The organism is Ruegeria sp., assembly GCF_965199275.1.
Classification (GTDB): Bacteria; Pseudomonadota; Alphaproteobacteria; order Rhodobacterales; family Rhodobacteraceae; genus Ruegeria.
The window spans coordinates 551,096-576,060 of sequence record NZ_CBDAQX010000008.1; the positions used below are offsets into that span (position 1 = coordinate 551,096).

The following is a 24,965-nucleotide window of genomic DNA, read 5'->3' on the forward strand; positions in this document are numbered from 1 at the left end:
AGTGATTCGAGGACTTCACCTACCTGAGTAGCACATTTATTTCAGTCGGCAAAATATTTATGCTATCGCTAACATGAAAATCTGACTAAGGTGAATGCCAAGATGAGATTCGCGAGGGCAAGATGCTGAAAAACAAAGCCTCTTCTATCTCTACCGAGCAGCGGAACGTAACGCGGCTGCGCGTGCTGGAGCATATCCGCCGCAAGGGGGCGATCTCGCGCATTGATATTGCGGGTGCGTTGCAGACCAGCCCCGCTACCGTTACCACCGCAACTGCGGATCTGTTGTCTGCAGGGCTGATCCATGAGGTTGAAGGCGACCCTCAGTCCGGGTCCCCACGGCGCGGACGGCCCCGTGTATTGCTCAAGCTGAACGGGGGATCATTGCTGATCGCGGGGTTCAAGGTCACACGCCACTATGTATCCGTACTTATCGCAGATTTCGAAGGGACCGAGCGCACGTCGATCAAATACCCGCTGACCGAGGCCTGCATGACCCCGCTCGACTTTGCCCAAACCATCCGCAAAGCGCTGGAAAGCGCCTGCGCGGCGGCGTCCATTTCGATGTCGGACATCGCCGGAGTCTCGATCGGGATCGCGGGCCTGATTGATGCCGAGCATAACTTTGTCCATTGGTCCTCCTCGATCTCGGAACGGAACGTGCCACTTGGCCCGCTTCTGCAGCAAGAGGTTGATTGCCCAGTATTCATTGAAAACGACGCCAATCTCGTTGCAAAGGCGGAACAATTGTTCGGGCTCGGCAAAGGTTTGCGGAACTTCCTTGTCATTACGATAGAACACGGAGTCGGCCTAGGGATCGTGCTGGGCGGCAAGCTCTACCGGGGTGAGCGCGGATGCGGGGCTGAATTTGGACATACCAAGGTGCAACTGGATGGGGCGCTCTGCCAATGTGGACAGCGCGGGTGTCTTGAAGCCTATGTCGGGGAATATGCCCTGATCCGAGAGGCCTCTATTGCTGGTCAGGATCGCGACCAGATCACCATTGCCGATCTGCTTGACAACGCGCAGTCCGGTGATCAACACGCCTTGTCCGTGCTAGATCGGGCCGGTCAGATATTCGGCATGGGCGTTTCGAACCTGATTAATCTATTCGATCCCGAATGTATCATCATCTCGGGCAGTCAGGTCAGCTTTCAGCATCTCTATTCCGACAGCGTGATGGAGCGGATACGTAAGGGGGTCGTTCACGTCGATGCCCCCTTGCCCGACATCAAGGTCAACCAGTGGGATGACACCATGTGGGCCAAAGGCGCCATTGCCTTTGCCATCGAGCAGGTCTCAACCTTGAAGATTCGCGAGATGCCGGCCCATGCATCGTGAATGCGTCCTCCTACTGGCAAGCACCACAGTTGTTGCGGCCGATCAGCCCGTACCAAGCTTTCAGCAGATCGTGGTTGCCGAACATGTCTATGACGGCGGTTGGGAACACTTCGTGGGCGGAGGCGTTGCGGTGTTCGACTGCAATGGCGACAGCCTCCCCGATTTCTTCACCGCTGGTGGGTCAAACCCGTCTCAACTGTTCCGCAACACCTCGGACGGCGACCTGTCTTTCCGTGTCGACACGCCCCAGGCCCTGTCCCTGACCGGTGTGACCGGGGCCTATCCTTTGGACGTCGACGGCGACGGCTTTCAGGATCTGGCGGTTCTGAGGGTTGGTGAGGACCTTTTGCTGCAAGGCCTGCCCGACTGCCAGTTTGCGCCCTTTTCCGATGTCAACTTTCAATCGGATGATCATTGGACCACTGGCTTCTCGGCCACGTGGGAGGACGGCGAGACGCTGCCAACGCTGGCCTTTGGAACCTATGTCGACCGTTTTGACCCTGAAGGGCCGTTCGAGACCTGCGGTCCGACGCTCCTCTACCGTCCTGAAGGATCGGGATACGGGGCACCGTCACTGCTAGAGCCAGGCTATTGTTCATTATCGATCCTGTTTTCCGACTGGGCGCGAACAGGTCGGGCGGACCTGCGGGTCAGCAATGATCGCCACTACTACGTGCGCGGCGGGCAGGAGCAGCTCTGGGCGATGGAGGCTGCACCGCGCCTCTACACCGAAGATGACGGATGGCTGCCCTATTCGATCTGGGGAATGGGGATCGCCTCGCGCGATCTCACGGGGGACGGGTTCTCCGATGTCTACCTGACGTCGATGGGCGACCAGAAGTTTCAGGTGTTTGACCCCTCCGACGACAGCCCGACCTGGCGCGATGCGACCTATGAGAAAGGCACCACCGCGCACAGACCGCATGTCGGCGGCGATGGGCGACCTTCGACCGGATGGCATGCGCAATTCGGAGACGCCAACAACGACGGGCTAGACGATATTTTTGTGACCAAAGGCAATGTCGAACAGATGCCTGTCGCGGCTTTAAACGACCCAAATAACCTGATGCTGCAACAGCCTGATGGCTCCTTTGTCGAAGCCGCTGCCGAGGCGGGCGTGGCTTCGATGGCCAAGTCGCGCGGCGGCGCCTTGGTCGATCTGAACAATGATGGCCACTTGGATCTTGTGGTCGTCAACCGGGGCGCGCCGCTGGAGGTTCACCAGAATACAAGCAACGCCGGAAATTGGGTGTTGGTCGATGTCTCTCAGAACAGCTTCAACCGTGCTGCGGTGGGCGGGTTTATCGAGATGCGAACGCCCTCCGGCTTACAGACCCGCGAGATCACCATTGGCGGAGGCCATGCTGGAGGGACCTCAGGCCTGCATCATTTCGGCTTGGGATCGGCTGACGCAGCCGAGCTGCGGATGATTTGGCCGGATGGTTCCACAAGCGACTGGCAGGCGTATGACGCCAACCAGATCATCCTCCTCCATCACTGATCCACATGCAGCCCGCTGGGAACGGTTTCGGGAACACCAAGCCTTAGGGCCGGGTCTTCAAGGGTGTTCAGAAAACTGAGGATCGCGTTAACCTCATCATCGCTTAACGCAACCGGATCCAGGCTATTGGCTGCAGCGATAGCTTCGGTCGTTTCGCCTAAAGCCCTCTGATCATCTGCACCCGGAAACGCGGGCAGACGTGCTTGTTCCAGCGAATACCGCTGCAACGACCCCACGGGATCAAGGTGGTGGCGCACCACACCCTCCAACTCGGCATAGGCGCCGCTGTGGCCATAAGGGGCGGTCAGGGTCACATTGCGCAGCGACGGTGTACGGAAGGCAAACGCGTCGTCGGCCTCGCCAGTCACCCGCATGCGACCATCGTCACGGGCGTGACTTTCAAACCGCGCGCCTTTGCCCGGCCCGATCTGAGGCATCGCGATGGCGTGGAAGCTATGGTCCGTCTGGAGCCATCCCGAATGGCAGGAACTACACCCCGCCTCGCCGTAAAACAGATCCAACCCGGCCTGTGCCTCGGGCGGCAGCTCGGCTTCTCCGCGCATCGCCTGATCAAAAAGGCTGTTGTCGGCCCGCCATTCGAAGGCGATGAAATCGGCAAGCACGTTGGCAATCGTCGTAAAGGTGATCTCCTCGCCCGGCAGAACGTCTTCGAACCGTTTCTGATATTCGGGAATGGCTGCGACACGCGCGGCGATTAGGTCCCAGGCCCCACCCTCTTGCGTCAGCAGACCCAGACGCACCGCTTTACTTATTTCATTCTCGGAGTAATGCCCGGCCATCTCGTCCGGCGACAGCACCGGGAACATGGCCTGCGCCGCGAGGGCGGATTTGAACCCCGATCGCATATGCGTTCCCAGCGGAGTGCGGATGCCGTTGGGACGGCTTGGGTCAGCCTCAAGCCGCCCGTCATGGAAGAAGACCGTGAATTCCTCCGCGCCGAGGTTCCACAAGGCCGGAGAGTTGCGGGGAATGCGCTGTTCCGGGCGGTTTTCGGGGTCCAACGCACGTGTCACTCCCAGCCCGATGCCGCCCTCACCCACACCCAGAGACAACCCGTCGGACGTGCCCAGACGCGGATGGTGACAGGACCCGCAGCTGATATTTCGGTTGCCAGACAGGATGGGATCGTAAAACAGCAAATGCCCCAGTTCGACAACGGCCAAATCGGGTTCCGCGAATTCGGGAGGAGGGCCAAGGTCCAGCGCCTGTGCGGCCGAGGCCAATCCCATCATTCCAATCGCCGAAACTACCCTCATGCCTAAGTCCCTGTGAGTTTGAGTGTAAGTGTCTGATGATAGGGCCGCTCAGGTGAAAAAACCATGCTGGGAAACGCGTTGACGTTTGGCGCGTTGGGATAGCCTGATGGTTCAATACATAGACCAGCGCCGGCGTGAAACGGTGCTCCCAATGAACCGGCAGAATAGACCTGCGCCCCGGCCTGATCGGAGAATACCTGCAATCCCAGCCCATTTGCGGCGTCAATCGTGGAGATTGGCTGCTGCGCGTCGCGGTCGTTGTCGAACACGTAGAAATGATCGATGTTTTTGCCCGGGCGACCCGGCGTCCTGAAATCCAGAGCCGTGTTTTGTACGTCTTGCAGGTTGCCGGTTGGCACACCATGCGCATCGGTCTCCAGCACATGCCCGGCATTCACCTGCAGGGTGAAATCTTCAACGCCCATAGGACTGCCAAGGGTATAGTAGTTATGTTGCGCGATGCTAATTGCCGTTGGCCGGTCCGGCTGGGCCGTGATGGTATAGGTCAGATTGGGAAAACTGAGCGAGACGTGCAACTGAAACCTGACCTCGCCCGGAAAGCCGCCTTCGCCATCGTGGGAGAGATAGGTCATCACCGCCTCACGATCCGAAAGCTTCTGCAGTGTCCAGATTTGGCGGGACAGGCCCTCGGCCCCGCCATGCAGTGTGTTGGCGCCCTCGTTCGGGTCCAGCCGGTATCGCGCACCCGCGAGGTCAAAGCTCGCACCCGTGATCCGGTTTGCCACGCGCCCAACAATCGCCCCGTGATAGAAGCGATCTTCCAGATAAGCCTCAGGACCGTCATATCCTAGGATCAACGGCGTACTATCTATCCACCACCCTTGGGTGATTGCGCCGTAGTTCAAAAGGCTGACGGACATATTTCTGTCTAGCAACCGCACCTGTTCGATCTGCAAATCCGCCACCATTTTCCCTATCGTGTCGCGCAGTGCGGCGACACCTGTCCCTCTGTCAAAAGGCAGCCTTGAAGACCAACCCGAGTTACTGCGCTCATAAGACCCCGAACAGGCCCCAATTCCACCCAAGGTTTCGAATGCCGTGAGACCCGCGCCTGCATGGCGACTACTCGCCTCGATGGTTAGCGCTATCATAAATATTGTCAAACGCCTAACCAGATGAAAAGTGTTCTTCACCCGCACTTCATGGCTCTTTTTTCCTAGAGACAGAACAACCCAACAAGCGTGATCACGACCCCGCTTGTTGGCCAAGGATCAAGTTTGCGCGGCCACGTTCCGGGCGACCAAATCCTTGTACAAGGCGCGGATACGCAATGTCATCGAACCCGCCTTGCCCTCTCCGATCTGTTTGCCGTCGATCTCGGCCACTGGGGTTTGCGCGCCGAAGGTGCCGGTCAGAAACGCCTCATCCGCACCGTAGGCCTCGTAGAGTGAGTAGTCCTTTTCTAAAACCGGGATGTCATTGGCGCGGCACAGGTCGATCACTTTCTGCCGGGTCACCCCGTTCATGCAATAGTCCCCTGTCGAGGTCCAAACCTCGCCCTTGCGCACGATGAAGAAATTACAAGCGTTGGTGGTGTTCACAAAGCCATGAGGGTCCAGCATCAGCCCCTCATCCGCGCCTGCCTGTTCGGCCTGCAAACAGGCAATGACACAGTTCAGTTTGGAGTGGCTGTTGAACTTCGCATCCTGGCTGGTCGGCAACCCCCGCACCTGGGGCACGGTCGCCAGACGGATACCTCGCTCAGTCAACGCCTCGGCGGGTTTGGAGTGTTCGACGATGGCCACGATGGTCGGTCCCCAGCGAGACAGCTTGGGATGCTGAAACGGCTTGGCCTTGCGTCCGCGCGTGATCATCAGCCGCGCGTGGGCATCGGTTGTCGCGCCATTGGCGGCGGCGGTGGTGTCCAGAATCTCGCGAATTTCGTCACGCGTTTTTCCTATGTCCAGCGACACGGCTTTACAGCTGTCAAACAGCCGGTCCATATGTTCGTCAAAGAAGGCCCAGCATCCATCATAGAGCCTCAGCCCCTCCCACATGCCGTCGCCCAGCATGAAGCCGGAATCATAGACCGAGACCTTGGCCTCATCCTTGTGAACCAGCGCGCCATCAACCCAGATTTTCAGGTCCTCGTTGCGGGCATCGTATTCCGCGTCGTGGGTTGAGAGTTCAGTTGTCATGCATCACCTTCCCGAACAAGTGCATCCGCCTTGAGCCGCTCATAATATGGCATCGCCGCATCGCAAACGGATTGCAGCACAGGCGGCAAGGTCGGTAACTCCCCCTCAGCGCCCGCAAACCCGGTTGAGGCATGCACGGCCCCGTACCAGTGGCTGGCCCACACACCGTCCGACGGATGGCCGCCCACAGGCCACGACAACATGGCCGGGTCAAAGGGCAGATCAATTGCCGCACATAGTTTCCGCAACATCTGTTCGGGCGCCTGACGGATATCATAGCTGTCGACGACCACGCCTGCTCCGGTTCGCGCGCGGATCAGATTGTAGATCTCGGCCTGTTGCACAAAGCCGATATCCTCAAGCGTCGGGTTTTCGCGTTTTGCGGCATAGCTGGCCAGCACACGCGCGGGGTGGCGGATCAGAAAGATATGTTTCAGCCCATCCATCCAGGGCTGATCCAAGCCCCAAACCATATGCTGGGTCATGTGTTTCTGGTAGATATGCGCCTTACCTTCGGGCGGCTGAGCTGCACAACCCCGCCCGACCTGAAGGGGGTCCGTTTCGCCCTCGGCGATGATCCGATCTCCCATCGGATGATGCAGCCCGGTCTCAGCCAGATAGGCCGCGTAGAACGGCTCATCCCAGACGGCGCAATCGGCGCGCGCGCCAAAGGCATACATCATCGCAGTGGACAGATTTCTGGGGCCAGACCAGCAGGCTATGTTCATTACTCAAGACCCCTCAATCGGCTTGACGGATGGTATCGCGGGCGGGCCGCAGCCCGAAGTTTTAGTATGCGCTACGGTTACATAAGGGCACAACTTCAAGTTCACACATGCCCCCTCTGCTTGTCACAGCAACACCCTGATTTTGTCAACATCGAGTATTCAGACGGACACTGAACCCGGCCTCAAGCAAACGCCAGGTTCACGTCACGGTTTTTCAGGTTGAATTTCGTTACAAATGTAACAATGCTGCAGCAACGACGGGACAATATCATGAAACTCTATTCCTACTGGCGCTCAACGACTTCGTTCCGAGTTCGCATCGCCTTGAATCTCAAGGGCCTCAGCTACGACTACTGCCCGGTCGATCTGGTCGCCGGAGAGCAAGGCTCGGTCTCATATACCGCGCTCAACCCCGGCAAGGGTGTTCCAACTCTGGTTCTCGAAGACGGCACGGCCCTGACCCAGTCGCTTGCGATCATCGACTATCTGGAGGCCATCGCCCCAGAACCTCAGCTGCTGCCCGCCCAACCCCTGTTGCGCGCACGAGTCCAAGCCGCTGCGTACACCATCGCGATGGACATCCACCCGGTGAATAACCTGAGGGTTATGACCTACCTCAAATCTCAAATTGGAATGGACTCCGCCGGGCAGACCGCTTGGTTCGACCGTTGGATGACCGAAGGATTTGCCGCCTACCGGGCGCTGTTGCCGCAAAACACCTACTTCAGTTTCGCAGACACCCCAACCCTCGCCGATATCTGCCTTGTCCCCCAGCTCTATTACGCGCATCGCTGGGGGGGTGGACATGACACGCTTTCCGCGATTGCTCGAGATCGAAAACACGCGCTGTCCCTTACCGCTTTTGATCAGGCGCGCCTGGAAACCCAACCCAGCGCAAGCTGACAAGTTTAAGTAACGGCAATCGGACTATTGTCGTCGGAAAGGAAGGTGCGAATTCTCAACGCGGTTGTGGAGCCACCTGCTCGTTTGTTGTTTTCCCTTGGCACCAAGTTCCCAGAGAACTGTCCGAAATGATACGAAACGATCCGTGACCACATTCTTCGCAACACCGTAGCGTATCCAAAATTTCTCTATTAATTTCTATGCTTTCCGCCTGGTTCGGCGATTGGTAACGACAGCTTCGAACACCTCTCTTTCGTGATCAACGACGCTCCGCAGGTCTAGCCGCTTTCCATTGATCTAAACAAACACTTCGTCGACATGCCATTTCAATTTTGGGTATGCCCGCAACTGCTGGATCCGTTTTATCCGAATTTCCGATGCGAAAATCGGGCTAAACCAGTTCCGCCACGACCGCACGGTCTTGTGGCTGACTTCGATGCCATGCTTATGCATCAGGTCTCTCACATTTAGAAGCGACCGAGGAAACCAAACGCATAACATCACCGCCAAGCGATTGATCTCTGAGCTGGTTTTAAAGCACTTGAAGGTAACTCGTCTTTTCACGAGCAGAGGCAACGAAAGCCCCCTACCCGACTCAAGACAAGTTCCTCTGACAAGACCTTTATTTTGAGTCAGCAAGAAAGGGCCATTCCATAAATATCTTGCATCGCGAGCTTTGGATCACCGAATTACGTGAACCGAACACTTGGCATGATGCACGACTCTGTTCGCAGTGGAACCTAGAAATATGTCCTCGAATCCTGGTTTGTGTGACGCTAAGACGATGCAATCAACGTCTTTCTGATTTGCGAAGTCGACGATAGCCCTACCCGCGTGCCCAGAGATGAGCTGTACCTTCGCGTCTGGAATTTCAGAGGCAGTCTGATGCAGGCTCTCCAGTATCTCATGCCGCGTGTTTGCAAGCACTTCGCTTGGAATCTGAGACCCTACATACGCCGGAATAGGCTCCTGGACGTGCACAACGGTGAAAATAGCGTCAGCGTCAGCCAATTGGCGCGCGGCCCCAAGCGACGCTTGGGTATCGTGTTCTTTGTCCAGAGCAACCGGGATCAGGATATTCTTGTACATTTGACCTCCTATCTACTGCTCAGATGACTTCAGTTTGGTATTTCGGCAGCAGGAAACCTACACAGGCTCAGACTTCGAAGATTTCCCCGCACTCTTTGTAGCGGCTGCAACATCACCAACTGTTTTCTCGACAGCTTCAGCTTCGGTTTCAGCGACATAAGATGCACAACGGGACACGGTTTCGAACCATTCCTGCGCGTCAGCAACCAACCGTTCAGCCGAATGGCGCTGCCATTCCGCCATGCTCTGAAAGGCTTTCGATGGATCGGACGGGTTCGCGGAAGACACTTTGCGTGCAGCTTGTAGAGCCGTCCGGACCGCCTCATGACGCCGTTCAAACCAATGCTGCGCAAAGGCCTCAGTTTCTTCGAGTAATTTTTCTTGCGCGTCCCAAAATTGTTCAATCTGGGCCCCGAAGGCCGGATTGCCAGAAACGGGTGGCTGCATTTGCTTGATAACATCCAACAGTGAGGTCGGGCTGTTTGTTTTAGTTTTCTTTGTCGGCATCGAAAGTTCCTCCTCATTTCCTGAATGAGTTATTGTGCCACTTGCGGCACGCTTTCGCCTTAATACAGATCAATATCCCTTATTTTTCAGGTCTTCGGCCTAAGCTGCGACGGGACCCCGCATTCTCACCGACATCGGTTCCTAGAAGGCAGTGTTGGAGTTAGAGTAGTTTAGACAAGAACTAAATGCTTGGTTTTCTATGCACATTGCCGGCTTTCTGATTACCCTTGGTGTCCTCTTTCTTGCCGGATTGGCGGCCGACCAACTAGGCCGGGCCACGCATCTTCCTCGTGTTACAACCTTACTTTTCCTCGGTCTGATCGCCGGGAACGCCGGAATGGGGCTGATCCCACTCGACGTTGCAATGTGGTTCGACGAGATTTCCATTGTGGCCTTGACGATGGTCGCGTTCCTTCTTGGAGGATCTTTGACCCGCGAGAACCTGGTTCGACATGGCCGGGCCATTCTGACGATTTCGATTTCAATCGTGGTTGCAACTCTTGTTATCGTGTCTGCTGGATTGACCGCAATCGGTGTACCCTTCGGGCTGGCATTGGTGCTGGCGGCAATTGCCACGGCTACAGCTCCGGCCGCAATGACAGACGTGATCAAGCAATCTGGAGTGTCCAACAGCTTCACTGAGACATTAAAGGGCGTCGTCGCAATTGATGACGCTTGGGGTCTGATCGTATTCAGTTTCGCCCTGGTTCTGGCCGGTCATTCGGATGGTTGGGCAACTGTCACGACCACAGCGATGTTGGATTTCGGAGGGGCGATACTGTTGGGTATCGCACTAGGCGTGCCATCCGCTTACCTGACCGGCCGCTTGAAACCGGGAGAACCAATGCAGGCAGAAGCAGTGGGCATAGTCTTTCTTACAGCCGGCCTCGCGCTTTGGCTGGAGGTTTCATTCTTGGTAGCAGGCATGGTCGCAGGGGCCGTCATAGGGAATCTTGCCCGCCATCACGACCGTGCTTTTCATGAGATCGAGCACATTCAGTGGCCATTCATGATCCTGTTCTTCCTGTTGGCTGGCGCCACATTGGATATCGAAGCCTTCGGCTTGATGGGTTGGGCTGGTGCACTTTTCCTGATCCTGCGCGCCGCGGCCCGCCTTGTCGGGGGTTATTGTGGAGCGAGATTGGGCGGCCTGCCTCGCCATCAGACCCGCTGGTACGGCCCCGCTTTGTTGCCACAGGCTGGTGTCGCGGTAGGAATGGCCCTCGTTGCCGGAGAGCAATTTCCGAACTGGGCATCGTCCATCATGGCGTTTACTCTTGCCGGCACTGTGGCCTTCGAAGTGTTGGGGCCGCCACTGACTCTCATGTCAATCAGACGCACGGCTGATACGGACTAGCAGGTTGGCCGTGACTAGTCAGCCTGAAGCGATTCAAGAAAAGCGAGCAAATTCGCTAACGGCAGGCCAACCATCATTCGTTGCCCGTTGGGCAAAGCCACCGCGATTTGTTGGTCTGTTTCAAACACCGCGCCAAAGATCGGCATTTCGCCCCCATGCGCGAGCAATTGGGATCGACCATCAATCTGTTCAGCTATGCGATCTGTCGGAAAAACACTGTCGTTTTGGCCCGCTAATTTGGTAAGGTCGGGCGTTCGAATAGCCATCATTTCCGCCATCGGCCCGTCTCCGGTCGCTTCGAAACCGTGACATTGCCAGCAATACGTCCGGTACAAATCACGCCCTTCGTCGACGCTGACGTCCTGCGCCAGTGCAGGTCCCGTGACGAACAGTGCCAGTAAAACCCCGCGAACAATCTTCATATGCTCCTCCAATTTGCTGCCCCGGATGCAGATCTTATTAAACCGCATCCTTAAGAAACTTCTTTGACCTTGCTCATGTTGCACGCTTAAGCACGAAGATTGCCGTTTCAGCCGAAGAACGTTTGAGCTAGTGCCGAATCTAATCCAGGCTAGCCTCCAACTACGCCAGTTCGTCATTGACCTCACCACCCCTGCGCCCAGACGGCGCTCCTTCCAATGCGTTCAAATGCCAACGAATGCGCCAGAGGTGATAAGACACGCGATGTAACCATCTGAGGGCATCCAGCCGAGCCCAAACCACGTCGTCCGGCAGATTGTCAGTTGCAGCGTCGGAGATGAGCAAGTCTCTGCGAAGTTTCCTCTGTCGCCGCAGAAAACGGCGAAGGCGGTTCAGCGTGTTTTCACACTGCACCGGATCGTCGATCTCTAAATAGCCGTCAGTTTCTGAAATCAACACCGAAGCAAGCCGCTTCAAACGCCGGTCTTTTGGTAGCTCACTTATCCGATCATCTTGGCTACACCGGTAAAGCAGCCGGTCAAGATGGTCGAGGACATGGTACATACCCTTGATGCTGGATATCTCTGCCTCGGACCTGCTGGGCAGTTCAATCTTGTCTAGGTACGAGCGCGCCTCAGAAACAGCTGTCTCAATGTTGTCCCGCCCATAGCCGGGTCCGCTTGGCAGAGATGCCCCCATACATGACCGAAGGTGCCCCACTTCGGCCCTTACAATTTGTTCGACTGAAGCTTTTGCTGCATCCACCGCTATTTCCGGCACCCCAAGAACCAGCGGATCCAGAGATCGCGTTAACTCAGCGCCCCTGTCGGGTACGAGCGCCTCGATAAATCTGGCGAAGGGTTTCGCGAACGGCAAGATCAGCGCTACGCCTATGGCGTTGAAGAAGCTATGGAACGCGACAAGCGCAGTCAGTGAGTTTCCGGCCCCCGTCCCACTTACAAAGACCGAAGTAAACGGCCCGAGTAGAAAAAATGCCATTGCTCCTGTCATCACGTTGTAGATCACATGCGCAAAACCGGTTCGACGCGCCATCGTGCCCCCACCCAAGGTGGCTAGAACAGCGGTGAAAGTTGTCCCCACGTCCATTCCAATGACGAGAGCTGCTGCTTGAGGGAAGTTCACAGCACCCGCGCTCAACGCAGCCAATGCCGTTGCAACGCCAGCGCTCGAAGACTGCGTCACCATCGTGATAACGACACCGATCAATACAAGCTTCAGCCTGCCCAGTAGTGTATCTGGTGGAAAATCGGCAGGGGTAACTACGCCGCGAAAGGCGTCCAGCCCGGACTTGAGCTGCTCGATCCCAATGAAAATCAAGCTGAAGCCGGCCAACGCCAGCCCAATGCCGGCAACCGCTTTTTTTCCTGAAAGCGCCAGCAAAGCCCCAGCAAAAACAACGGGCAACATCACTTGCCCAAGGTCCAGCTTGAACCCCAAGAGCGCGACGAGCCAACCTGTCATGGTCGTTCCGATATTGGCCCCGAAGATGATCCCAAGCGCTTGGGGAAAGGTGAGAAGGCCAGACGCGACAAATCCGACGGCCGCGACAGTCGTCGCGCTGGAAGACTGGATCGCAGCTGTCGTGACCGCGCCTGTTACCGCCCCGGTAAAAGGTGTCGATGTAGAAAAGCGTGCAATTTTGACCCCCTAAGCGGGGAAATCGGCGTCCAAATTTGACCCCTCCCTATGGTTGTAGACATCCTTTTCATTGAGCAGTCGATGGAGAGGCAAGCGGGATGATTTGCGTGGAAACTATTAGAAAAGTGCGTCGCTTACACCTGATCGAAAAAAAGAGCATCAAGGAAATTTGCCGTTCGCTCAATTTGAGCCGTGCAACGGTTCGAAAGATAATCCGATCGGGAGTGACGGAGTTCAAATATGAGCGCAAATCGCAGCCATACCCGGTGCTCGGGCCTTGGCGCGCGCGTCTGGATGAAACGCTTGAGGAGAACGAGGCGCTTCCGAAGAAACACCGCAAGCGGATGACCAAAATCTGGAAGGAACTCTCCGATGATGGTTTTGGCGGCGGGTATGACAGTGTTCGACGCTACACAAAGAATTGGCGCATTGCGCACGGCCGACAACAGGCGCAGGCGTTCATCCCGCTGATCTTTGATCCTGGGGAGGCGTACCAGTTCGACTGGAGTGTGGAGACGGTTTTGATGGACGGTGCACTCACGACCGTGAAGGTTGCCCATTTCAAACTTTGCCATAGCCGCATGCCATTCTCCATTGCCTATCCGCGCGAGACGCAGGAGATGGTCTTTGATGCCCACGACGAGGCCTTCAAATTCTTTGGTGGAGGCTGCATCAACGGGATCTACGATAACATGACGACCGCCGTCGATGCGATCCTGTCGGGCAAGGAAAGAAAGTTCAACAAGGCATTCTCCCGGATGTGTTCTCATCATCTGGTGAACCCGATCGCCTGTACGCGCGCGGCCGGTTGGGAGAAGGGTCAGGTTGAGAATCTGGTCAAGGAGAGCCGCGCCTATAGTTTTACACCGCGTCTGGAGGTGGCCGACTTCGATGAATTGAATGCCCGGCTGCAAAAAGACGCGATCAAACGCGCAAAAGAACTGCGGCATCCGGAAAACCTGGAGGTGACGGTCTGGGAGGAGTTCCAGCAGGAAAAGCCGCTGCTGACGCATCTGCAGAAGCCCTTCGTCGGGTTCCGTGAAAAGACGGTCGCCGTGAGCCGAACCTGCCTGATCAACTTCGAAAGAAACAAATACAGCGTTGAGGCAAGAGCTGTTGGACGTCAGGTCCAGTTGCAGGTCTACGCCACGCGGATTGTCCTGCGCCAAGACGGTGAGATTGTCGGAGAGCACGAACGGTGCTTCGGCCGAGGAAAAACGATCTTCAACCCTTGGCACTATGTGCCCGTCCTCAAGCGCAAGCCTGGCGCTCTGCGCAATGGAGCACCGTTCCGTGACTGGGACCTACCACCGGCAATGACGCAGATCTGGACCCATCTGCGGGGCACATCCGACGGAGACCGGCAACTTGCCGATATTCTTTTCGCTGCTTACCAGCACGACATTGATGTGGTCGAGGCTGCCTGCGAAGAAGCTCTAAAATCTGGCCTGCGCAAGGCCGATGCGATCCTGAACATTGTCTCTCGGCGCACCAATCCCCCGCCGCCAAAGGCGATTGAGCCGCCTGCCCACCTGCAGCTGAAAATGGCACCGATCGCGGATTGCGCTCGCTATGACAGGCTTGGAGGCTCCCATGCAACTGCGTAAGGAAATTCTCGAACTTGCCCGTCAACTGAAGTTGCCAGGCATCGTCAACTGCTTTGACGAAGTGATGCAGGCCGCAGCCAAAAACAACTGGCGGCCCCAACAGGTCGTGGCCGAACTCCTCACGGCCGAACTGGCCGAAAAGACTGCGCGCTCGATCCGGTATCAGATGGGTGCCGCAAAGTTCCCGGTCTGCAAGTCCTTACCTGAGTTCGACTTCACGGTCAGCCCCGTCAACGAGGAAGTCGTGCGCAATCTTCATGACGGCGATTTTATGGACCAGGCCAGGAATGGCGTGCTGGTCGGTGGAACCGGATCGGGCAAAACGCATCTCGCAACAGCGATCGGGGGCCACGCGGTCAATAACCGCCGGCGGGTCAGGTTCTTCAGCGCTGTGGATCTCGCGAACAAGCTGGAGGCTGAACATCGCGAAGGCAACGCCGGGCGGCTCAGCGAGCAGCTGATCCGCGTCGACCTCGTGATTATAGACGAACTCGGTTATCTGCCGTTCGCAGAGTCTGGTGGACGATTACTCTTCCATCTCATCAGCAAACTGTACGAGCGAACGTCTATTCTGCTAACAACCAACCTCGCATTTGCTGAATGGCCGAGTGTGTTCACAGATGCCAAAATGACCACTGCTCTCCTGGATCGACTGACACACCATTGCGATATCATCGAAACCGGGAACGAAAGCTGGCGAATTAACCACCGCGACTAACCTCGAAATCGGGGAATAAATTCAAAACAGACAGCAGGTCAAACCTTCAGTCGAGCTACGCTCTCTTTTCGGTTTGACCTGCTGTCCACCCCCTCCTGAATCAACCTAAACACGACCCCCTCAACGCCCCTCTTAGCTCCAAGGGGGGTCAAATTTGGACGCCGATGGGGGGTCATTATTCAATGCCGATTGACATTCCGGTTTTTGTCGACGCAGGAGCGCGTGTCATTGCACCGGACTGGCTGGGTTTTGGTAAGTCCGACAAGCCCATTGATGATGAGATCTACTCATTCCACTTCCATCGCAACTACATGCTGGCGCTGATCGAGCGTCTTGATCTGCGCAACATTACACTCGTAGTGCAAGACTGGGGTGGTGTGCTTGGCCTTACGCTGCCTATGGAAATGCCCGAGCGGTTCAAGCGGCTTTTGATCATGAACACGGGGCTCATGGCAGGCCCGGTCGATATGCCGGCCTTCGACGCATGGCAGGCGGACATCGACTCTGATCCGGACGTTCCTATAGAGTTCATCATGCAAAAGAACGAACCCAGCATCTCGGTGGCCGGAGCGGCTGCCTATGCAGCACCTTTCCCGGATGCAACCTACAAAGCCGGTGTTCGAAAGTTCCCCCACCTGATCGCACGCACCATAGAAACGCCCGGCGTGGATACTTCGCAAAAAGCGGCCCAGTTTTGGTCGTCTGAGTGGGAAGGCGAGAGCTTCATGGCTATCGGCATGAAGGATGAAATGCTCGGCCCAAACGTGATGAACCACCTGCGCACGTTCATCAAGGGCTGTCCAGACCCTCTGGAAATTCTTGAGGGTGGGCACTTCGTGCAAGAAGCGGCAGGGCCTTTGATCGCTGAACGCGCCTTGACCCATTTTGGTCTAAACAAGACCTGACTTTGCACCGTGAAAAAAAACGAATTCGAAATGCTGGAGAGTTCCATGAGCAATGAAATCCTCGTTATCGGTGCCACCGGTAAAACAGGGAAAAGGGTCGCGAAGCGACTAGAGGCGCGCGGTTTGGCCGTAAGATACGGAACACGACGAAGCGCTATTCCGTTTGATTGGGAAAACCCTGAAACATGGCGGGCATCTTTAGCAGGAATAAAATCGGCTTACGTCGCCTATTCTCCAGACCTCGCCGTGCCCTCCGCCCACGGCGTAATTGCAGCGTTTGTCAAAGCCGCGGAAGAGGCCGGGCTTCACCGTGTCGTCATGCTGTCAGAGCGCAACGAGGCGCGCGCTCAGGCGTGCGAGCAATTGATCAAGGACTCTTCTCTTGAATGGACAATCCTTCAACCCAGTTGGTTCATGCAAAACTTCAGCGAAGGCGGGTTCCTTGAAAGCGTTCTCGCTGGCGAGGTCTCGGCCCCCGACTCCGGTGCAAAGGAACCGTGGGTTGATCTGGAAGACGTAGCGGACGTAGCCATTGCAGCCCTATTGGAGGAGGGTCACGCCGGACAAGTGTATGAAATCACCGGGGCTGACTTGCTCACTTGGGACGAAGCGGTGGCGGAAATTGCGGCCGTGACCGGGCAAGACATTACGTACAAAACAATCACACCCAAGGAGTTTGAAGCAACGCTGATCGCCGCTGGGTTTCCGAATTCGGATGCTGAATTTGTTGCCGAGCTTGTTGCGCAAATACTCGATGGGAAAAACGCTAGCACTTCTGACGGCCTTCAGCGCTCATTGGGCCACGAACCCAGAAGCTTCCGACAATTTGCGGAAGCAGCAAATGCGGCCGGGTGTTGGCCTTGATCATTGTGACAATGGTAAGACCCCTTGCGGCACAAGACGAATGTCCGCTCCGTTAAGCATAGCAGTCGTTCGTACCAACTGCGGCGAAGACTGCTTCGAGCCCAAAGTGCCCGATGTTGTGCGACGCAAGAACGGGCGCGAACCACGTCATTCCCGCCATTGCTTATGGTGAGTACGGCCCGAACCTGCGGTCAAAGTAAAATCAAAATGTTTCTGCGCGGCCCTTAATACCGGATCGTCGTTGCGAGTGCATAGCGCGGATGCTAGCAGAGGTCCGCAAGCTCAACCGACCGGTGGATCTGTTAGATGTACAGGGCATCTCAGTCCTTGGAGTGAACATCCGTTGCTCGAGTGACATCAACTCCTGCAACCCCGCCTCCGTTGTCCCATTTGGGGATGTAACTTCATTTCGGAGGTTGGCAGGTGACAGGGCTGTATCGCAGAAGATCGCCGCTCACAGAGATCAATTCTCGAGCCAGTTTTGCGGCAGCTTCTTTCGACCAGCCCATTTCTCTCCCGGCGTTCGTCAATACTCTGTCATCACGAAAACATAGGCCGGGCCGCCACCGGAAAACGCGGTCACTGCGCGTAGCATGTCCGCGTCATTGAGCGTGAATGCCAATCCAACAAAACGAAAGTGCTCAACCCGAGAATGAATTGAACAGAGAATTGTTACTAAATGCGCCATTGCCGCGTTGCGAAGGGCTGATTGTTCCATGTCGCATTCAGCTCGGCATTCGCCGTGGTGCGGTCGTCTGTGGTTCTGGCAGTCAATGCGACCGAAACCTCAGCAATTCCGTCAGGTCGCTCGAAAACCATCCTGTGACATATGCTTGTCTGTTGCTCGACGCCATCTGAAGTGTCCAGACTGTGCTTCATGCTGGTTTCATAGCTGAAAACGGTTTCTGTCTGGGCAAAGGTCGTCTTCAGAAGCGGCTGATGCCAGCCCATCTCGATGCAGTTCCCTTTGGTCTGCGTCCATCGTGTCAAAGCGGCAGGCGCATGATTGGAATGCCGCTTCTGCACGGGCAGGTCTTGGGCTGTGGGCAGTGGCTTGGACAGGTCAGCGGGCGTATCGGGTAAAACAGGCAAACGCAGCGATGCCTGGTTTATCTGTATATCCAAGGCCGATGATTTCGCGTGAATGAGAGGCCAGTAAGAGGAGGACAAAGCCAGTCGCAGGCTGTGTCCCTTGCGCACGCGATAGGCCGTCGAATGAAGCCGGATGCCCGCATTGAATTCGCCTGTTTTCGCCGCTGACGGGGTGCGATCCAAATTCTCATCAAGCGCGAGGTTTCGAACCCCATAGCTTACACGTGCAGCGACCCCATCCGGGGCCACATCGCTAAGTCTGGCGATGATCTGCCCCGGATTGTCGCCGGTCTCGCCGCGCAGAGTCAGTGTAACCGAACCATAGATAATGACGTCTTGGGCCAAAGGCGCCGTTTCGAACACCAATGACCTGGCATCGTCTCCGGTTTGGTCAAGTGGCAGCCCGCTGGGGCGGCCAAAATACCCCGTGTCCCCGGCGGTTTGCCCGACGGTCGGGTCTGCGGGAACACTCCATGGTGCAGGGCCATCGCTGGATTTAAGCGTGGACAAGTCCCAGTCCTGCGGCTCGCTCTCCTGCGAGGCTGGCCCGCTTTGCACCCATGCCCCGGATCTTTGGGCCAAACTGTCGCCCGGTGTATCGAATTCGCGCATCCAGACCCTCAAGCGCGGCCATTCCGGCGTGTGGGGCTGATCCGATTTCAACCAATGATCCCACCACTCCAGCGCCAGCTTTTGAAAGCCGATGGCAGGCCCCGGGCTCCCGTGGTCGGGATAATGATGCCCCCATGGACCAACGACCCCCCAGACCAGATCGGGGCGAGCATCAACCAATGACATGACAGAATTGGAATAGCGATCGCTCCATCCGCCGACTGACAGGATCGGAACCGAAAGGGCGTCAGCGGTATGAACAACCGAGCCGTGGCGCCAATAGTCACCGCGCCCCTCCTCGCGCAGCCAGTTTTCCAAGGGAAATGTCAGGGTGTCGATCCGCTCTTTCCAAATCACTTTCCATTCCGGTCCGACATTCAGCGACGGCGGAGACGCCAGGATAGAGGGCAGCGTCGCGCCCCATTCGAAGGTATCCGAAAGAACGCAACCGCCCATATAGTGGATATCGTCCTCGAACCGGTCATGCGTGGCGCAGACGGCTATTGTGGCCTTCAAGGGCGCTGGCGCATTGACACTTGCCTGAAGGGATGCCGTCCCGCCCCAAGACGTGCCAAACATGCCCACGCGGCCATTGCACCAGGGTTGCGCAGCCAGCCATTCGATCACTTGCCGCGCGTCGTTCAGTTCCGCCGGAGCGTACATATCCGGCATGTGCCCTTCGCTATCCCCTGATCCCCGCATATCCACCCGAATACAGGCATAACCATGGGCGGCAAAATAGGGATGGTTCCTCTCATCCCGCGCGCGAACCATGTCGGTCTTGCGATAGGGAATATACTCCAGAATGGCGGGCACAGGCGCTTGAGTCACAGGGCGCCACAACCGTGCGGCCAGCCGCACGCCATCGGGCATTTCGATCCACAGATGATCCGTCTCTGAGACGTCGAATGGGTATTCTGGCTGGTCTGTCATAGTGATCTGCCGCATGCGTTTGGTGTTTTTCCCACTTCTGCAAATCCAGATCGAACTTGCAACAGTTTCATAAAATTCAGATTAAAATAGAATTTGACTTTAAAATTCTAGTCTGGTTTGAATTTTGTAGAGTTTGGAAGCTCAAGTCATTTTCGGAGAGCCGCATGCCATCTGACAACGTCGTCGCTTTGCCTTCTGCAATATCCTCGCTGGGCAGTGAGGTTCGGCAGCTGCGCAAAGCCCGCCAGCTCACGCTCAAACAGCTGAGCGAAGAGGCGGGCATCTCGCTCAGCCACGTGTCGGCGATTGAGCGCGGTGTTTCTAAGCCTTCGGTCGATGTATTACAGGCCATCGCCAGCGCGCTCAGCGTCACGCCGGATTGGTTCTTTGCTCGCCGCGCCGGAGCCGGGCCGATGGAACAGGCCTTTGTGGTACGTGCCCAGAATCGTCGGGCGCTGAATACGCTCTACGGTCAGGACGCGGCTGAGTTGGGCTATACCGATCACCTGCTGTCCAGCTCAATTGGCGGGCAGTTCTATATGGGCATGGCGGTCTATGCACCGCATTCGGAACGCCCCGAAGACCCTTTGCAAAAGCACGAAGGCGAAGAGCACGGGCTGGTTCTGGAGGGCGAGCTGGAAATGCAGATCGGGGATGAGTTCATTACCCTGCGCGCCGGGGACAGCTACAGCTTTGACGCACGTATCCCGCACCATGCCCGCAACCGCACCGATCAGGTATGCTGGTTGATTTGGGCTGTCTCACCGGTCGTCATTCCAAAAGATGTCGTTGAACCGCAGGCGTCTGACCGGGAAACCTCGTCATGAGCCGCGACGCTCTGTTGCAGCCTTATCAACTCAAGCACCTGACTCTGAAAAACAGGATCATGACCACAAGTCATGAGCCCGCCTACCCAGAAGACGGTATGCCCAAAGAACGCTATCGCGCCTATCACGAAATGCGAGCAAAAGCGGGTGTTGCGATGACAATGACTGCGGGTTCTGCCACCGTCAGCCGTGACAGTCCGCCGGTGTTCAACAACATCCTCGCCTACAAGGATGAGGTCGTGCACTGGATGGGCGAACTGACCGACGCCTGCCACGCCCATGGCTGCGCGGTGATGATCCAGCTGACCCATCTGGGGCGGCGTACCGGTTGGAACAAAGGTGACTGGTTACCGTCAGTTTCTCCATCGCACTACCGGGAACCCGCGCATCGGGCCTTTCCGAAGAAAATGGAAGATTTCCTGACTTCCGACATTTTTTCGTATAAGTCATTGATATTATTATGCCTTGGTTGCCAAAAGGCACTACACGGACTTTTTTCGCCAGCGATTGTTTCGGAGTGTTGAGGGAGCTCAGGCTTTGGTCTGGCCAGTTTTTCGGGTGCGCCCGGGGGGTATCTTGAAAGGGGCTTCGTTCCAGGTCAGGCCGACGCAGGTGAGGATGCGTCTGGCATCGACCGTGGCATGGCTTGGCATGCCGTAGCGGTCAGGGGTGCCTTTGTGGCGCAGGATCGAGAGCTGCAATGCGTTCAACTCGTTGCGGATACGAGCCGGGCTCATCGGGTGTCCGAGCAGGTCCAGATGCTTGCGCAGGTGCTGCAGGCAGCAGAAGGCCATGTAGCAGATGGCGATATGGGCCCGGACCCGACGCGGCGACCAGTGATAGATGGGCCGGATTTTCAGATCGTGCTTGTTGGTGCGGAAGCAGGCTTCGATCTCCCACAACTGGTGATAGCGGGCAATGACGTCCTGTGCCTCCAGTTCGTCCGCACCATGAACAACAATGGCATGCAGCCCGTCCCATTGTGCCGCTGCCTTGATCTTTGCATCATCCAGCGTGACGTCCCCGCTGTCGGGGAAGGCCAGGAAGCGGCCATATCCCCGGCTGCTGAAGCTGCCGGGTTTGCGAGAGCGCTTGAGCTTCTTGTGCAGCTTTTCGATTGCCTTGTCGCGCTTGTGGGCATCATTGCGTGCCCGGGTGGGTGACCAGGTCACAATGACCCGCGCTCCCTCCTGGTCGATCACCTTGTACCAGCCCTTCTCGGTTGCCTCTTCAGAACCGTGTCCAGCCCAAGGCTGGCGTCCCTCCGGGCTCAAAATGTTCGCCTTCACGGCGGCCGGGGCGGACTTCATGCGATAGCCGAGGATGTAGGGCAGACCCTTGTTCTGCAACATCTGCTGGTTGTCCTTGCTGAGCATGGCGGCATCGGCCACGAACGTGACCCTGGCCACGTCGAAGCGTCCCTCCAACGCCTTCAGCGCAGCTTCCAGCGTATGACCTTCCCAGGTGTTTCCCGGGAAGAGTTCATAGCCCACAGGCAGCCCATCGGAGGTGACGATCAGCGCCAGCATGACCTGAGCGCGGTGATGCTTGCCATCCTTGCTGAAGCCCTTGGCCAGAAGATGATCCTGCTCGACCCCGTCCGCATCCTCGGCCGGGTCCTCGCGCTCGGTGTCAAAGGCCAGGGTCGTGCAATCGTAGAACAGCACGGTCACTGGCCCGCCCAGCAACTTCTCTGCCGCCGCGTGAGAGGTTTTGCAAATCCCGTCTATCACCGGCGTATTGATGTAATCCATGCTCCGATAGACCACGTCCAGATTGAGCGTGATGCCTGCCTGGTTCTCCAACGCCTCCACGGTCGCGCGCTTGCTCTCGGGCTGTGCGATCCGCGCCATAACCAGCTCTTTCACAATGCGATTGGCACTTTTACGCGCCGCCCCCAGAAGGGCCCCCCAACCCAGTTGGTCATACATCGTCCCCATGACATCCCGCAGACCCAGAGAGACCCGCGCCTCCTCACGGCACTCGGCAAGATCAACGCCAAGCTTGTCCGGCCGCGGAGCGCGGCGCACCAGCGCCTGCAGATCGGCATATTCCGTGGGCGTGAACAGTTCCATTTGCGGCGAGCGATCAATGCGTAATTGCTCCATCAAGCGGCCCGCCAGACGCTTGATATCCTCAATCTCGCTGTCGTTATGGGCCACACCCACATGGCGCAGGATCTTCTGGCGTACCTTGGAGCCGGTGCGGACGGATTCAACGATCTGGATCCGTGTGCGGTTGAGCTTTGCGTCATGTTTGGTGCGGATGAACATGGGCGAAGAGGTTAGCCATCTGAAGGCCCATGTCAATACTTTTTATAATAATGGGGCACTACAACGCGCCTCTGAGCAACCACACCTGAAAACAAACCAAAAACCCAGTCAGATCAACAAAAAGGTCGGAAGTCAGGAGCCCGCCTACCCAGAAGACGGTATGCCCAAAGAACGCTATCGCGCCTATCACGAAATGCGAGCAAAAGCGGGTGTTGCGATGACAATGACTGCGGGTTCTGCCACCGTCAGCCGTGACAGTCCGCCGGTGTTCAACAACATCCTCGCCTACAAGGATGAGGTCGTGCACTGGATGGGCGAACTGACCGACGCCTGCCACGCCCATGGCTGCGCGGTGATGATCCAGCTGACCCATCTGGGGCGGCGTACCGGTTGGAACAAAGGTGACTGGTTACCGTCAGTTTCTCCATCGCACTACCGGGAACCCGCGCATCGGGCCTTTCCGAAGAAAATGGAAGATTTCGATATCGAGCGGATCGTGACAGACTATGCCGATGCGGCCGAACGCATGCAGGCCGCCGGTTTGGACGGGATCGAGTTGCAGGCTTACGGGCACTTGCTCGATCAATTCTGGTCGCCGCTGACCAACACGATGGACGCGCCATTCGGAGGTGACCTCGAAAACCGACTTCGCTTTGGCTCTCTGGTTTTGGATGCGATCCGTGACCGCGTCGGTCCCGAATTCATCGTCGGTGTTCGGTACACCACTGATGAGGTCGAAAAAGGCGGCATCACCGAGGAAGAAGGGCTCCAGATCGCGCGCAGGCTGCGCGACAGCGGTCAGGTGGATTTCCTGAATGTCATTCGCGGGCGCATTCACACCGATCCTGCCATGACGGACGTGATCCCTGTGCAGGGCATGAAAAGCGCGCCGCATCTGGATTTCGCCGGGCGGGTGCGGGCCGAAACGGGCATGCCGACCTTCCATGCTTCGCGCATCCCTGACGTGGCGACGGCGAGACATGCGGTGTCCTCGGGGCTTTTGGATATGGTGGGGATGACCCGCGCGCACATGGCCGACCCGATGATCGTATCCAAGATCCAAGCTGGACAAGAAGATGACATACGGCCTTGTGTCGGGGCCACCTACTGCCTCGACCGCATCTATCAGGCAGGCGAAGCATTGTGCATCCATAACCCCGCTACCGGGCGTGAATTGTCGATGCCGCATGTCATCCCTGCCGCTGAAACGCGTCGGAATGCGGTCATCGTCGGCGCAGGCCCCGGCGGGCTGGAGGCGGCGCGTGTCGCCGCTGAGCGTGGACATAACGTCACCGTTCTGGAGGCCGCCCCCGAACCCGGCGGGCAAGTGCGCCTGACCTCGCAATCCAAGCGCCGCGCCGAGATGATCGGGATCATCGACTGGCGCATGGCGCAATGTGCTGCGCAGGACGTTCAGTTTCAGTTCAACACGTATGCCGAAGCCAGTGACGTGACCGCGCTGTCACCGGATACGGTCGTGATTGCGACCGGGGGCCTGCCGAATACAACGATCCTCGATTCGGGTAATGAGCTGGCGGTGTCCGCCTGGGATATCCTGTCCGGCGACGTGCAGCCGGGCGAAAACGTGCTGATCTATGACGATGCAGGAGATCACCCGGCCCTGATGGCCGCCGAGGTCATCGCCGCCTCCGGTGCACGGGTTGAAATCATGACCCGTGACCGCAGCTTTGCGCCCGAGGTTATGGCAATGAACCTGGTGCCCTACATGCGGTCCCTGCAGAAAACCGGAGCCGTGTTCACTGTCACCCGAACCCTGCAAGTGATCGAAAAAGCAGGCAATCATCTGCAAGCCCATATCGGCACCGACTATTCTGATCTGGTCGAAAAAAGGGAATATGATCAGGTGGTTGTCAATCAAGGCACGCAGCCTCTGGACGATCTCTATTTTGATCTCATACCTCTGTCGCGCAATCGTGGGGCGGTGGATCAGGGTGCGCTTGTCTCCGGCACAGGCGACCTGTTTCCGCAACCCAATCCCAATGCGGAATTTGACCTGTATCGCATTGGTGACGCCGTATCGGCGCGCAACATTCACGCATCAATCTACGACGCCCTGCGTATGGGCATCCGATGGTAGCAAGCGCAGAAAGGCAATGCCAATACGAGAATTTTTTATAATTTTTCTTGCGAAGAAGAAAAACTAACGTAGCATTTCCGAAATACCCAGCGAGCG

21 protein-coding genes and 2 pseudogenes are annotated in these 24,965 nt (G+C 57.0%); 11 read left to right on the forward strand and 12 right to left on the reverse strand.

Annotated elements, in window-relative coordinates; genetic code table 11:
* Positions 1–122 precede the first annotated feature (122 nt).
* Complete coding sequence (locus ACOERD_RS05010) at positions 123–1,340, forward strand: ROK family protein (protein WP_419738238.1); 1,218 nt, start codon at positions 123–125, stop codon at positions 1,338–1,340.
* On the forward strand, positions 1,330–2,841 hold the full coding sequence (locus tag ACOERD_RS05015; protein WP_419738239.1) for a CRTAC1 family protein: 1,512 nt from the start codon (positions 1,330–1,332) through the stop codon (positions 2,839–2,841). The genes ACOERD_RS05010 and ACOERD_RS05015 overlap by 11 nt, the downstream gene beginning before the upstream one ends.
* Here ACOERD_RS05015 and ACOERD_RS05020 read toward each other — a convergent pair.
* From ACOERD_RS05020 to ACOERD_RS05035, 4 genes are all read right to left on the reverse strand, one after another.
* Positions 2,835–4,118 carry a cytochrome-c peroxidase gene (locus ACOERD_RS05020; RefSeq protein ID WP_419738240.1) on the reverse strand — a complete coding sequence of 428 codons (1,284 nt, stop codon included), beginning with the start codon at positions 4,116–4,118 and terminating at the stop codon, positions 2,835–2,837. The genes ACOERD_RS05015 and ACOERD_RS05020 overlap by 7 nt on opposite strands.
* A gap of 2 nt (positions 4,119–4,120) precedes the next feature.
* Entirely contained in the window at positions 4,121–5,272 is a 1,152-nt protein-coding gene (locus ACOERD_RS05025; protein WP_419738241.1) for an aldose epimerase family protein, read from the reverse strand.
* 78 nt (positions 5,273–5,350) lie between these two features.
* Positions 5,351–6,277, reverse strand: coding sequence for an aminotransferase class IV (locus tag ACOERD_RS05030; protein ID WP_419738242.1), 927 nt, complete (start codon positions 6,275–6,277; stop codon positions 5,351–5,353).
* Positions 6,274–7,005 carry an HAD family hydrolase gene (locus tag ACOERD_RS05035; RefSeq protein WP_419738243.1) on the reverse strand — a complete coding sequence of 244 codons (732 nt, stop codon included), beginning with the start codon at positions 7,003–7,005 and terminating at the stop codon, positions 6,274–6,276. The genes ACOERD_RS05030 and ACOERD_RS05035 overlap by 4 nt, the downstream gene beginning before the upstream one ends.
* A gap of 270 nt (positions 7,006–7,275) precedes the next feature.
* Between ACOERD_RS05035 and maiA the strand changes: the two genes are divergently transcribed.
* Entirely contained in the window at positions 7,276–7,908 is a 633-nt protein-coding gene (gene maiA / locus ACOERD_RS05040; RefSeq protein WP_419738244.1) for a maleylacetoacetate isomerase, read from the forward strand.
* 27 nt (positions 7,909–7,935) lie between these two features.
* Here maiA and ACOERD_RS05045 read toward each other — a convergent pair.
* The 3 genes and pseudogenes from ACOERD_RS05045 to ACOERD_RS05055 all read right to left on the reverse strand — a co-directional run.
* Positions 7,936–8,478: pseudogene (locus ACOERD_RS05045) on the reverse strand (DDE-type integrase/transposase/recombinase); the annotation flags it as partial.
* 111 nt (positions 8,479–8,589) lie between these two features.
* Positions 8,590–8,997 (reverse strand): universal stress protein, encoded by a 408-nt coding sequence (locus ACOERD_RS05050; protein ID WP_419738245.1) that lies wholly within the window; start codon positions 8,995–8,997, stop codon positions 8,590–8,592.
* 57 nt (positions 8,998–9,054) lie between these two features.
* On the reverse strand, positions 9,055–9,504 hold the full coding sequence (locus ACOERD_RS05055; RefSeq protein WP_419738246.1) for a phasin family protein: 450 nt from the start codon (positions 9,502–9,504) through the stop codon (positions 9,055–9,057).
* Between the two features lie 199 nt (positions 9,505–9,703).
* Here ACOERD_RS05055 and ACOERD_RS05060 point away from each other — a divergent pair, with 199 nt between their 5' ends.
* The gene (locus ACOERD_RS05060; RefSeq protein WP_419738247.1) at positions 9,704–10,861 is read left to right on the forward strand and encodes a cation:proton antiporter; all 1,158 of its coding nucleotides are present in this window, start codon (positions 9,704–9,706) and stop codon (positions 10,859–10,861) included.
* Positions 10,862–10,875: 14 nt separating this feature from the next.
* Here the strand turns inward: ACOERD_RS05060 and ACOERD_RS05065 are convergent, their stop codons facing one another.
* Both ACOERD_RS05065 and ACOERD_RS05070 read right to left on the reverse strand, forming a co-directional pair.
* Positions 10,876–11,283 carry a c-type cytochrome gene (locus ACOERD_RS05065; protein ID WP_419738248.1) on the reverse strand — a complete coding sequence of 136 codons (408 nt, stop codon included), beginning with the start codon at positions 11,281–11,283 and terminating at the stop codon, positions 10,876–10,878.
* A 160-nt stretch (positions 11,284–11,443) separates the two neighbouring features.
* A complete protein-coding gene (locus ACOERD_RS05070; protein ID WP_419738352.1) occupies positions 11,444–12,940 on the reverse strand; it encodes a Na/Pi cotransporter family protein in 1,497 nt (498 codons plus the stop codon).
* Between the two features lie 98 nt (positions 12,941–13,038).
* Between ACOERD_RS05070 and istA the strand changes: the two genes are divergently transcribed.
* From istA to ACOERD_RS05090, 4 genes are all read left to right on the forward strand, one after another.
* Positions 13,039–14,547 carry an IS21 family transposase gene (istA, locus tag ACOERD_RS05075; RefSeq protein ID WP_419737605.1) on the forward strand — a complete coding sequence of 503 codons (1,509 nt, stop codon included), beginning with the start codon at positions 13,039–13,041 and terminating at the stop codon, positions 14,545–14,547.
* A complete protein-coding gene (gene istB, locus ACOERD_RS05080; RefSeq protein WP_419737606.1) occupies positions 14,534–15,265 on the forward strand; it encodes an IS21-like element helper ATPase IstB in 732 nt (243 codons plus the stop codon). The genes istA and istB overlap by 14 nt, the downstream gene beginning before the upstream one ends.
* 182 nt (positions 15,266–15,447) lie before the next feature.
* Positions 15,448–16,170: an alpha/beta fold hydrolase gene (locus tag ACOERD_RS05085; RefSeq protein WP_419738249.1), complete on the forward strand. Its 723-nt coding sequence runs from the start codon at positions 15,448–15,450 to the stop codon at positions 16,168–16,170.
* 45 nt (positions 16,171–16,215) lie between these two features.
* Positions 16,216–17,034, forward strand: a complete 819-nt coding sequence (locus ACOERD_RS05090; RefSeq protein WP_419738250.1) for an NAD(P)H-binding protein — start codon at positions 16,216–16,218, stop codon at positions 17,032–17,034.
* 202 nt (positions 17,035–17,236) lie between these two features.
* On the opposite strand, the gene ACOERD_RS05095 is transcribed toward ACOERD_RS05090, so the two are convergent.
* Both ACOERD_RS05095 and ACOERD_RS05100 read right to left on the reverse strand, forming a co-directional pair.
* Positions 17,237–17,482: a pyrroline-5-carboxylate reductase dimerization domain-containing protein gene (locus ACOERD_RS05095; RefSeq protein WP_419738353.1), complete on the reverse strand. Its 246-nt coding sequence runs from the start codon at positions 17,480–17,482 to the stop codon at positions 17,237–17,239.
* Between the two features lie 227 nt (positions 17,483–17,709).
* The gene (locus ACOERD_RS05100) at positions 17,710–19,686 is read right to left on the reverse strand and encodes a CocE/NonD family hydrolase (protein ID WP_419738251.1); all 1,977 of its coding nucleotides are present in this window, start codon (positions 19,684–19,686) and stop codon (positions 17,710–17,712) included.
* A gap of 41 nt (positions 19,687–19,727) precedes the next feature.
* On the opposite strand from ACOERD_RS05100, the gene ACOERD_RS05105 reads away from it, so the two are divergent.
* Positions 19,728–20,498: a helix-turn-helix domain-containing protein gene (locus ACOERD_RS05105; RefSeq protein ID WP_419738252.1), complete on the forward strand. Its 771-nt coding sequence runs from the start codon at positions 19,728–19,730 to the stop codon at positions 20,496–20,498.
* A pseudogene (locus ACOERD_RS05110) lies at positions 20,495–20,917 on the forward strand (N-methylproline demethylase); the annotation flags it as partial. The gene ACOERD_RS05105 and the pseudogene ACOERD_RS05110, both read left to right, overlap by 4 nt.
* A 111-nt stretch (positions 20,918–21,028) precedes the next feature.
* On the opposite strand, the gene ACOERD_RS05115 reads toward ACOERD_RS05110, so the two are convergent.
* Positions 21,029–22,771, reverse strand: a complete 1,743-nt coding sequence (locus ACOERD_RS05115; protein ID WP_419737624.1) for an IS1634 family transposase — start codon at positions 22,769–22,771, stop codon at positions 21,029–21,031.
* On the opposite strand from ACOERD_RS05115, the gene ACOERD_RS05120 reads away from it, so the two are divergent.
* Positions 22,764–24,869 carry an FAD-dependent oxidoreductase gene (locus ACOERD_RS05120; protein WP_419738253.1) on the forward strand — a complete coding sequence of 702 codons (2,106 nt, stop codon included), beginning with the start codon at positions 22,764–22,766 and terminating at the stop codon, positions 24,867–24,869. The genes ACOERD_RS05115 and ACOERD_RS05120 overlap by 8 nt on opposite strands.
* The last annotated feature ends 96 nt before the right edge of the window (positions 24,870–24,965 follow it).

Excerpts from the sequence above, each read along its gene's own strand:
- ACOERD_RS05100 (WP_419738251.1), bottom strand. The coding sequence starts at position 19,686 with ATGCGGCAGATCACTATGACAGACCAGCCAGAATACCCATTCGACGTC.
- ACOERD_RS05065 (WP_419738248.1), bottom strand. The coding sequence starts at position 11,283 with ATGAAGATTGTTCGCGGGGTTTTACTGGCACTGTTCGTCACGGGACCT.
- ACOERD_RS05030 (WP_419738242.1), bottom strand. The coding sequence starts at position 6,277 with ATGACAACTGAACTCTCAACCCACGACGCGGAATACGATGCCCGCAAC.
- ACOERD_RS05055 (WP_419738246.1), bottom strand. The coding sequence starts at position 9,504 with ATGCCGACAAAGAAAACTAAAACAAACAGCCCGACCTCACTGTTGGAT.
- ACOERD_RS05050 (WP_419738245.1), bottom strand. The coding sequence starts at position 8,997 with ATGTACAAGAATATCCTGATCCCGGTTGCTCTGGACAAAGAACACGAT.
- ACOERD_RS05115 (WP_419737624.1), bottom strand. The coding sequence starts at position 22,771 with ATGTTCATCCGCACCAAACATGACGCAAAGCTCAACCGCACACGGATC.
- maiA (WP_419738244.1), top strand. The coding sequence starts at position 7,276 with ATGAAACTCTATTCCTACTGGCGCTCAACGACTTCGTTCCGAGTTCGC.
- ACOERD_RS05085 (WP_419738249.1), top strand. The coding sequence starts at position 15,448 with ATGCCGATTGACATTCCGGTTTTTGTCGACGCAGGAGCGCGTGTCATT.
- ACOERD_RS05120 (WP_419738253.1), top strand. The coding sequence starts at position 22,764 with ATGAACATGGGCGAAGAGGTTAGCCATCTGAAGGCCCATGTCAATACT.
- ACOERD_RS05020 (WP_419738240.1), bottom strand. The coding sequence starts at position 4,118 with ATGAGGGTAGTTTCGGCGATTGGAATGATGGGATTGGCCTCGGCCGCA.
- istA (WP_419737605.1), top strand. The coding sequence starts at position 13,039 with ATGATTTGCGTGGAAACTATTAGAAAAGTGCGTCGCTTACACCTGATC.
- istB (WP_419737606.1), top strand. The coding sequence starts at position 14,534 with ATGCAACTGCGTAAGGAAATTCTCGAACTTGCCCGTCAACTGAAGTTG.
- ACOERD_RS05010 (WP_419738238.1), top strand. The coding sequence starts at position 123 with ATGCTGAAAAACAAAGCCTCTTCTATCTCTACCGAGCAGCGGAACGTA.
- ACOERD_RS05090 (WP_419738250.1), top strand. The coding sequence starts at position 16,216 with ATGAGCAATGAAATCCTCGTTATCGGTGCCACCGGTAAAACAGGGAAA.
- ACOERD_RS05015 (WP_419738239.1), top strand. The coding sequence starts at position 1,330 with ATGCATCGTGAATGCGTCCTCCTACTGGCAAGCACCACAGTTGTTGCG.
- ACOERD_RS05060 (WP_419738247.1), top strand. The coding sequence starts at position 9,704 with ATGCACATTGCCGGCTTTCTGATTACCCTTGGTGTCCTCTTTCTTGCC.
- ACOERD_RS05035 (WP_419738243.1), bottom strand. The coding sequence starts at position 7,005 with ATGAACATAGCCTGCTGGTCTGGCCCCAGAAATCTGTCCACTGCGATG.